Origin of the sequence: Pacificibacter sp., from assembly GCF_039769035.1 — a bacterium.
GTDB lineage: Bacteria > Pseudomonadota > Alphaproteobacteria > Rhodobacterales > Rhodobacteraceae > Celeribacter.
On sequence record NZ_JBDMZG010000018.1, the window covers coordinates 1 to 8813 of the forward strand.

Here is an 8813-nt window from a genome sequence, read left to right on the forward strand (position 1 = left end):
ACTTCGCGGATTTCTGAGTAACCGATGAAGTTTTCGCGGATTTCTGCGGACAACAGGCCAGAGGCGGCTGCTTTCACGTCGTCAACCAGATCGTAGATCACGGAGTAGTAGCGAATTTCCACGCCCTTTTGGTTGGCGCTGCTGCGTGCAGGAGAGTTCGCACGTACGTTAAAGCCAATCACAGGTGCGCCAGATGCTTCGGCCAAACCGATATCCGTCTCAGTGATCGCGCCCACACCGTAGTGCAGAACCCGAACGCGGACTTCATCGTTGCCGATTTTTTCCATCGCTTGAACGATCGCCTCGGCAGAGCCTTGAACGTCGGCTTTGACAAGAATTGGCAGCTCGGCAACGTTTTCATCCGCTTTTGCTTGCGCAAGAAGTTGATCAAGTGTTGTCGCAGCGCCCGCGGTTGCGCGTTTTTCTTTCGCAGCATGTGCACGGTACTCAGCGATTTCACGCGCTTGCGCATCCGTGTCCACAACGTTCAGAACGTCACCAGCTTCAGGTGTGCCGTTAAGGCCAAGAACCTCAACTGGAACAGATGGGCCAGCTTGCTCGATACGCTTGCCTTGGTCGTTAACCAACGCGCGGACCTTACCCCATTGTTCGCCAACAACAAAAATGTCGCCGCGTTTAAGGGTACCCTTTTGGATCAAAACGGTCGCGACAGGGCCACGGCCCACGTCGAGTTGCGCTTCGATCACAGCACCTTCGGCAGCGCGATCTGGGTTGGCTTTCAATTCAAGAATTTCCGCTTGAAGCGCGATGGCTTCGAGCAAAGAATCAAGACCTTGGCCCGTGTGCGCAGAGACTTCGATGGACTGAACGTCACCTGAGAACTCTTCCACAATCACTTCGTGCTGCAAAAGCTCGGAGCGCACTTTTTGTGGATCGGCACCAGGTTTGTCACATTTGTTGATCGCAACAATCATCGGCACTTCAGCGGCTTTCGCGTGGGCGATCGCTTCGATTGTTTGCGGCATGACGGAGTCGTCAGCAGCGACAACCAGAATAACGATGTCCGTCACGTGAGCACCACGAGAACGCATGGACGTAAAGGCCGCGTGACCAGGTGTGTCGAGGAAGGACAACACGGCGCCACTTTCGGTCTTAACTTGGTACGCACCGATGTGCTGCGTGATGCCGCCGGCCTCGCCAGTGGTCACATTGGTTTTACGGATCGCATCGAGAAGTGATGTTTTACCGTGGTCAACGTGGCCCATGATGGTGACAACAGGAGGACGCGCTTTCAGGTCTTCGTCTTTGTCGACGATTTGCTGGATCACATCTTCCACGTCGGCATCTGACACACGCTGAATGCGGTGACCGAATTCTTCGACGATCAATTCAGCTGTATCCGCGTCGATGGCTTGGTTTTGCGTGACCATCATGCCCATTTTCATGAGTGACTTCACAACATCAGCAACGCGTTCCGCCATGCGGTTAGCAAGTTCCGAAACAACAATCGTTTCAGGCACCTGAACATCGCGCACAACCTTTTCGCGCGGCTCGTTGTTGCCCATAGCTTTTTGACGCATGCGTTCTTGTTTACGCTTCATGGAGGCCATGGAGCCACGGCGCTTGTCGCCACCGTTCAACGCTTGGTTCACTGTCAGCTTACCAGAACGACGGTTGTCAGTAGACTTGGTGTTGCGGTTTTCACGGTTCGCGTTGTCGTTGTCGCGCTTCACTGCAGAAGGGCGGTTGCGCTGTTCTGTCGCTTTTTGCGCCGCAGCTTGTGCGGCTGCAGGATCGTCAGCCGGTTTCTCAGCCGCTTTCGGTGCAGGCTTAGCTGCAGCAGCGTCACGTTTTTTGGCTTCTTCTGCGGCCGCGTTTGCGCGCTCTTCTTCGATTTCTTTAAGCTTACGAGCCTCTTCACGCTCTTGCTCTTCGCGCTCTTTGGCTTCGATCTCAGCACGGCGACGCGCACGCTCTTCTTCGCGCGACTTGTCTTCCGCAGCGCGGCGCTCGGTTTCAGCAGCCTCGTTTTTCTTTGCAAAGGCAAGCGCCTTCATCCGGCGTTCCATTTCCGTGTCGGAAATGCCCGCAGGGCGTTTAGAAGGATCACCAAGACGCGGCGAACCACCACCTGTTTTCGGCGTACCAGCTTTTGGCACCACGACACGTTTGCGTTTGGTTTCTACCACGACGCTTTTTGTACGTCCGTGAGAGAAGCTTTGTTTTACTTGTCCGGGGCCACCGCGAAGGCCAAGGGGTTTTTTTCCATCAGTATCGCTCATATCGTCGTCTTACCCTTTCCGGCGGAGCGCTCTCCACCGTTTATCTCGCGCACACCCATCAATCGTGCGGCGTCCTCTACAACCTTATCGGAGAGGCCACCACGCGCGAGCGCGCCATGTATCACACTTTCACGGCCGAAAGCCAAACCCAATTCGGAGCTCGTCAGATGACCGAACCATCGGCCTCCTTCAGGCGTCCGCAGTTTGCCTTTACCGCGTTCAGATCCATCGGACGCTTGCATCAGAACAATCGCACGTTCCTCAAACAACCACCCTTTAACTTTTTCGAACCCACAGACCGCATCGCCAGCTTTACGGGACAGAGCGATCAAATGGACGACGCGTTGCAGCAGACCTTTTTCGATCAAATCTACAAACCCGTCAGCCACCGTCACATCTGCGCGTGCCGCTTTGGCAAAGAGCTTTTTCTTGACCGCTTCATCCAAGGCAGCGCGATCGGCGCTGACCCAAATGCCACGACCCGGCAGTTTTTCTGCCAAGTCCGGAACGACCTGCCCGTCTGGGCCGATCACGAAACGGATCAGGCCAGAGCGGGGCTCTGCGTCGCGCGTGACTATGCAACGACGCTCGCCATCATCCTTCGTTTTCTTATGGCCACCACGGGACATCAGATTCACCTAACCTGAGACCTATTCGGCCTCAGCCTCCTCTGCTTCGCCGTCCACGTCTTCTTCGTTTGCTTCAAGCTCGGCAGGATCAACCCAACCCAGTTGAATGCGCGCTGTCATCACCAATGACTGCGCTTCTTCCAAAGACATTTCGAACTTTTCAAGCAGGCCTTCGTCTTTGTGACGCTCGCCGTTGACTGTTGTCCAGCCACCCGCAAGTTCCCAATCCGCACAGGTCGCGAAGTCTTCGAGAGACTTCACACCATCTTCGGCCAAGGCTTCAATCATTTGGGGTGTCAGACCGTCAAATTCAACCAAGCTGTCCAAAACGCCCAATGCACGCGCATTTTCGAGCGCTTTGAGGTTGGCAGCTTCGAGAACGTCACGCGCACGCGCCTGAAGTTCGCTCGCTGTCGCTTCGTCGATGCCTTCAATCACAAGCAGTTCGTCAACTTCAACATAGGCAACTTCTTCCAAGTTGGTGAAGCCTTCGGACACAAGAAGCTGTGCGAAGAATTCGTCCAAGTCGAGGTTGTCCATGAACAGTTTGGTGCGGATCGCGAATTCTTTTTGGCGACGCTCGGATTCTTCAGCCTCTGTAAGGATGTCGATATCAAGACCCGTCAACTGAGACGCAAGGCGCACGTTTTGACCGCGACGACCAATAGCCAAAGACAGTTGTTCGTCAGGAACAACAACTTCGATTTTGCCAGCGTCGTCATCAAGAACAACTTTGGACACTTCAGCAGGCTGAAGCGCATTCACGAGGAATGTCGGTGCATCTTCGTTCCAAGGGATGATGTCGATTTTCTCGCCTTGCAGCTCGTTGACAACAGCCTGAACACGGGAACCGCGCATACCAACACAAGCACCAACTGGATCGATGGAACCATCGTTTGAAATCACAGCGATTTTCGCGCGCGACCCAGGGTCACGGGCCACAGCTTTGATTTCGATGATGCCGTCGTAGATTTCTGGCACTTCCATTTTGAACAGCTCAGACATGAACTCAGGCGCTGTGCGTGACAAGAACACCTGTGGACCACGTGCTTCGCGGCGGACATCTTTGATGAAGCAGCGCACACGGTCGTTCGGACGGTATGTTTCGCGGCCGATCTTTTCGTTGCGACGCAAGATGCCTTCGCCACGACCGATGTCCACGATCACGTTGCCGTATTCTTCGCGTTTCACAACACCGTTGATGATTGTGCCAGCGCGGTCTTTGAATTCATCAAACTGGCGATCACGCTCAGCTTCGCGCACTTTTTGCAAGATAACCTGTTTCGCAGATTGCGCAGCGATACGGCCAAGCTCAACAGGTGGCACTTCGTCAGTGATCTCGCTGCCAACTTCTGGATCAGCCATGTATTGTTTGGCCTGCTCAACAGTCAATTCAGCTTGGTAGTTTTCAAGCTCTTCGTCTGCCACAACAGTGCGCACACGGGTAAATGTCGCTTTACCTGTTTTGCGATCGATGTGAACGCGGATGTCCATCTCGGAGCCGTAGCGGGACTTTGCCGCACGCGCCAAGCTTTCTTCCATCGCTTCAACCACAAGGTTGGGATCGATCATTTTTTCGCGGGCCACGGCCTCAGCGGTTTGAAGCAACTCAAGCTGGTTGGCGGAGGTGATTGCCATGTCTCAGTCCTCTCTAAGGTCGTCGCTGGAACCATCGTCGGTTTCAACGTCATCAAATTGGGTTTCGTCAATCGCGCCAGTCGCTTTGCGTTGGCGGAGCATTTCTGCGATCAGCTCATCAGTCAAAATCAGTTTTGCGTCTGAGAGCCAGTCAAATTTCAGGCCAATGGTGACAGTTTCGCCGTGTTCAATAATGTTGATCAAAACATCATCGTCCTCGACACCCGCCAGTTCGCCCTTAAAGCGGCGGCGGCCATCAAACATTTCTTCTGTCTCAATGCGGGCTTCATAGCCCTCAAAGGTCTCAAAGTCTTTCAAGCGTGTCAGCGGGCGGTCGATGCCAGGGCTAGACACTTCAAGCGTAAATTCATCTTCGATCGGGTCTTCAACATCCAAAACAGCAGAAACTGCGGTGGAAATCTGAGCACATTCGTCGACTTCAATGCCGCCTGTGGGGCGTTCGGCCATAATCTGGAGCGTTTTCGACTTTGTCGATGACATCAGACGAATACGCACCAGTTCAAAGCCCATGCCCTCAATAACGGGGCCCACGATCTCAGCCATACGGCGATCGATAGAGGTTTTGGCGATCAGTTCGGACATATTCCAGTAAGCCTTTCGGGCACTTGGGGGCCTTTTTATGGGCACAAAAAAACGGGCGCGCGGCCCGTTGATATTTCCCGGTGGAACCTTGGGGTGACCCAACGCGCCGCTGTTGAACAGGCATATACGCCCCCATCCTCGAATCTGCAAGCCTTATCGCATCGCCCGTCCAATATGATCCATGGTCTCGACCAGCTTGGCGGCGATTTCCGGTTCTGTAAGCGCATGCCCCGCCTGCCCAATCATGTGCAATGTCGAATGTGGCCAGCGCAAATGCACCGCATAAGCGCTGCTCGGCGGGCAAACCATGTCGAACCGCCCCTGAACGATGGTGCCCGGAATATGCGCCATCACATCTATGTTATTCAAAAGCTGGGCATCGTCTTCGAAAAAGACGTTGTGGGTGAAATAGTGGTTTTCGAGACGCGCAATCGCGCGGGCAAATTCCACTGGTGGATCACCAACCACGCCGTTCGTTCCAATCGAGGCCAGCGCGTTTTCCCACTTCGACCATGTCCGTGCAAAGTGGTTTTCCGTCGTCGAATCTCCACAAAAAAGCCGCCGACTGTAAGCTCCAATCAAGTTATCTTGTTCTTCCGCTGGAATATCGCGCACGAACTCTGCCCACAGATCTGGCCAAAACCGCCCAGCGCCGCCGCCATAGAACCAATCAAGTTCAGACTGCGTTCCCAAGAACACCCCGCGCAGCACAAGATGAAGAACGCGTTCGGGGTGCGCTTGCGCATAGGTCAGCCCCAGCGTGGCCCCCCAACTTCCGCCAAAGACAACCCATGCGTCGATCTCAAGAGTTTGGCGAATGCGTTCGATATCAGCCACAAGGTGCCATGTTGTATTGGCCTCAATGGAGGCAAAAGGTCTCGACCGCCCACACCCGCGCTGATCGAACAAAATGATCCGGTAAACAGCTGGGTCAAAGAATCTGCGCATCAAAGGGCTGCATCCGCCCCCTGGTCCACCATGTAAGACAACAACAGGAATGCCATTTGGGTTGCCGCTTTGCTCTACATACAACTCATGACCATCGCCCACGTCCAACATTCGCTGGTCGTATTGAGCAATCGGCGCCTTCAAATAGCTATATGCGCTCTTTTGGCCTGATACCTTGTGCATGGAATTCCTATATAGAGCGTGGTAGCTCGGAAAAATGATGATCACTATGGTGATCTAGTATGAATTGAACATGAAGGAGCGGATCATGCAAACGCATCAGTCCACCATTGACCCCGCAGAGGTCGCAAAATTCGAAGCGATGGCCGCGGAGTGGTGGGATCCCAATGGGAAATTCAAACCGCTTCACATGCTCAACCCTTGTCGGCTTGATTATATCACAACGCAAATCGCTGCGGAGTTTGGGCGTGATCTCAGCGATCCCAAACCTTTCACCGGTCTGCGCCTGCTGGACATCGGCTGTGGTGGCGGCTTGCTGTCGGAACCTATGGCGCGCCTTGGGGCGACGGTTGTTGGTGCAGATGCGGCGGCTGGCAATCTGCCGGTTGCGCGCCTTCACGCGGAACAATCCGGCCTTGAGATTGATTACCGTCACACCGCCGCTGAAGATCTGGCAGAGGCTGGCGAACAATTCGACGTGGTGCTTAATATGGAGGTCGTCGAACACGTCGCCGACCCGCAGAACTTTCTGGATGCATGCCAAGCACTGCTGAAACCCGGTGGATTGATGATCTGCTCGACCATCAACAGAAACCCAAAGTCTTATGTCATGGCCATTTTTGGCGCAGAAGTTGTCATGCGCTGGTTGCCGCGCGGCACGCATGAGTGGGACAAATTCATCACGCCAGATGAGCTGTACGACCTGATCTCAACCGCCAAACTCACGCCAGTTGATCGCAAGGGCTTTGTCTTCAATCCCATCTTGTGGTCTTGGTCCTTGTCAGATCGCGATTTGTCTGTGAACTACGTCACCGCCTCAACGAAACCCCTCTAAGGCGTCTCACTTTAGACATCTTCCTCAAGGCGGATGCGCATTTCGCGCAACACCGGCAGGGCGTTTTTGACTTTGTCTTGGCCAATGGCTTCGACAACTTGGTTGAGAATGGGCGCGATCGCCGCCAAAGCCGCGTCGCGCGCAGCCGTTCCTGCAGGGGAAATCGACACGAACTTGCGGCGCGCGTCATCCCAATCAGGGCGAATATGGATATGCCCCGCCCATTCAAGCTTGTTCAGCGTATTGGTCATCGCACCACGCGTGACGTGAAAAGCTCGCGCCAATTGCGCAGGAGACCGCTCATCGCCAGTGCGCGCCAAGTGATTGAGCACAGAAAAATGGCTGATTTCCATGCCTTTTGGCAACGCCTTGGTCAGGCGATTGCGGGCAAGTTGGTCGGCCATAAAAATCTCAGAGAAAAGCGCAACCGCAAGGGAATCAGTGCCAGAAGTTGGTGTCATTTCGGGGCCTCAAACGCTCTGTCATGCTGAAGAGATGGTACTGCACCGCGCGCTTTTGCAACATCATCCAGAGTGAAATCGACAATCCCAACTCCGCAATCGGTACCACCATCATATAGAACTTCGCCCCAAGGCGAAATCGCCAAACTGTGTCCATGGGTTTTGCGTTTTCCACCAGACACTTCCGCGTGCTGACCGGTTTGCGCAGGCGCGAAAACAAAACACCCCGTTTCAATCGCACGCGCACGCAGCAAGACCTCCCAATGGGCGCGGCCTGTGGCTTGCGCAAAGGCGGCAGGCACCGTCAAAATCTCGGCACCCGCTTGCGCCAAGCTGCGATACAAATGACCAAAGCGCACATCATAGCAAATCGACATGCCCACCGTGCCAACGTCACTTTGCGCCACAACAGCCGCGGCTCCAGGCCGATACCCAGCAGATTCCTTGTAGGATTCGGTCTCAGACAGGGTCACATCAAACATGTGAATTTTGTCGTAGCGCGCTTTGATGTCACCATCAGGGCCAATCAAAAACGACCGATTGGCAAATCGCCCATCCGCATCTTCGGTTTTCACCGCAAGCGACCCGATCAACAGCCAAAGTCCCAAGGTTCGAGACTGTTCTTGCAAAGCTTTCAAGGTCGGATCGTCCGCCTCAAGGCACAAAACGCTTTGCTGATGCTTGCGCGATGTCGAAATGCAATTGGTCGCTTCGGGCGTCATCACAATCTGCGCACCGCGCGCTGCGGCCTCATCAATATATCCCTGCACCGCACGCAAATTTGCAGCGGGATCGTCGCTTGAATTCAAGGTGATGAGGCCAAGTTTGGGCATTACGCTGGTTCGTTTAGCAGCGGGTCAAGTTTGCCCGCGCGCTCAAGCTGATGCAGTTCATCGCATCCACCAACATGGGTTTCGCCAACGAAAATCTGCGGCACAGTGTGACGCCCATTGGCGCGTTGCATCATTTCGGCACGCAAGTCTGGGTTCGCCATCACGTCGATGTCGGTGTATTCAACGCCCTTGCTGTCCAAAAGTCGCTTGGCGGCCACGCAGAACGGGCAAATCGGAGTGGTATAGAGTGTTACAGGCTGCATTCATAAATCCTTTGTGTCCGGCTGAACTATACGGATTTAGTCCCTCTTCGCAACGCGTGCTAGGACTGAAACGTAAACGTGTTCGGCACCGCCCGATAAACAGGCATTGGCGCATTCCGTCATCGTCGCACCTGTGGTCATCACATCATCGATCAACAAAACAGGCCGCCCTTGAATCAA

The 8813-nt window shown here is 54.3% G+C and carries 9 protein-coding genes and 1 pseudogene; 1 reads left to right on the top strand and 9 read right to left on the bottom strand.

Features of this window, described 5'->3' with window-relative positions:
• From infB to pip, 5 genes are all read right to left on the bottom strand, one after another.
• A partial coding sequence (gene infB, locus ABF287_RS01210) for a translation initiation factor IF-2 (RefSeq protein ID WP_347183203.1) occupies positions 1-2243 on the bottom strand: 2243 nt, incomplete at its 3' end.
• Positions 2240-2872, bottom strand: a complete 633-nt coding sequence (locus tag ABF287_RS01215) for an RNA-binding protein (RefSeq protein WP_347183204.1) — start codon at positions 2870-2872, stop codon at positions 2240-2242. The genes infB and ABF287_RS01215, both read right to left, overlap by 4 nt.
• 21 nt (positions 2873-2893) lie before the next feature.
• On the bottom strand, positions 2894-4510 hold the full coding sequence (nusA, locus tag ABF287_RS01220; protein WP_347183205.1) for a transcription termination factor NusA: 1617 nt from the start codon (positions 4508-4510) through the stop codon (positions 2894-2896).
• A 3-nt stretch (positions 4511-4513) separates the two neighbouring features.
• Complete coding sequence (gene rimP / locus ABF287_RS01225) at positions 4514-5113, bottom strand: ribosome maturation factor RimP (protein WP_347183206.1); 600 nt, start codon at positions 5111-5113, stop codon at positions 4514-4516.
• A gap of 153 nt (positions 5114-5266) precedes the next feature.
• Positions 5267-6244, bottom strand: a complete 978-nt coding sequence (pip, locus tag ABF287_RS01230) for a prolyl aminopeptidase (protein WP_347183207.1) — start codon at positions 6242-6244, stop codon at positions 5267-5269.
• An 85-nt stretch (positions 6245-6329) separates the two neighbouring features.
• Between pip and ubiG the strand changes: the two genes are divergently transcribed.
• Complete coding sequence (ubiG, locus tag ABF287_RS01235; protein WP_347183208.1) at positions 6330-7076, top strand: bifunctional 2-polyprenyl-6-hydroxyphenol methylase/3-demethylubiquinol 3-O-methyltransferase UbiG; 747 nt, start codon at positions 6330-6332, stop codon at positions 7074-7076.
• 11 nt (positions 7077-7087) lie between these two features.
• On the opposite strand, the gene ABF287_RS01240 is transcribed toward ubiG, so the two are convergent.
• The 4 genes and pseudogenes from ABF287_RS01240 to ABF287_RS01255 all read right to left on the bottom strand — a co-directional run.
• Positions 7088-7537, bottom strand: coding sequence for a MarR family transcriptional regulator (locus ABF287_RS01240; RefSeq protein ID WP_347183209.1), 450 nt, complete (start codon positions 7535-7537; stop codon positions 7088-7090).
• Entirely contained in the window at positions 7534-8370 is an 837-nt protein-coding gene (locus ABF287_RS01245; protein WP_347183210.1) for a carbon-nitrogen hydrolase family protein, read from the bottom strand. Before ABF287_RS01245 ends, ABF287_RS01240 begins: the two co-directional genes overlap by 4 nt.
• On the bottom strand, positions 8370-8633 hold the full coding sequence (gene grxC / locus ABF287_RS01250) for a glutaredoxin 3 (RefSeq protein ID WP_347183211.1): 264 nt from the start codon (positions 8631-8633) through the stop codon (positions 8370-8372). The genes ABF287_RS01245 and grxC overlap by 1 nt, the downstream gene beginning before the upstream one ends.
• Before the next feature lie 36 nt (positions 8634-8669).
• Positions 8670-8813: pseudogene (locus tag ABF287_RS01255) on the bottom strand (ComF family protein); the annotation flags it as partial.

Excerpts from the sequence above, each read along its gene's own strand:
- pip (WP_347183207.1), bottom strand. The coding sequence starts at position 6,244 with ATGCACAAGGTATCAGGCCAAAAGAGCGCATATAGCTATTTGAAGGCG.
- ABF287_RS01245 (WP_347183210.1), bottom strand. The coding sequence starts at position 8,370 with ATGCCCAAACTTGGCCTCATCACCTTGAATTCAAGCGACGATCCCGCT.
- ABF287_RS01215 (WP_347183204.1), bottom strand. The coding sequence starts at position 2,872 with ATGTCCCGTGGTGGCCATAAGAAAACGAAGGATGATGGCGAGCGTCGT.
- nusA (WP_347183205.1), bottom strand. The coding sequence starts at position 4,510 with ATGGCAATCACCTCCGCCAACCAGCTTGAGTTGCTTCAAACCGCTGAG.
- rimP (WP_347183206.1), bottom strand. The coding sequence starts at position 5,113 with ATGTCCGAACTGATCGCCAAAACCTCTATCGATCGCCGTATGGCTGAG.
- grxC (WP_347183211.1), bottom strand. The coding sequence starts at position 8,633 with ATGCAGCCTGTAACACTCTATACCACTCCGATTTGCCCGTTCTGCGTG.
- ABF287_RS01240 (WP_347183209.1), bottom strand. The coding sequence starts at position 7,537 with ATGACACCAACTTCTGGCACTGATTCCCTTGCGGTTGCGCTTTTCTCT.
- ubiG (WP_347183208.1), top strand. The coding sequence starts at position 6,330 with ATGCAAACGCATCAGTCCACCATTGACCCCGCAGAGGTCGCAAAATTC.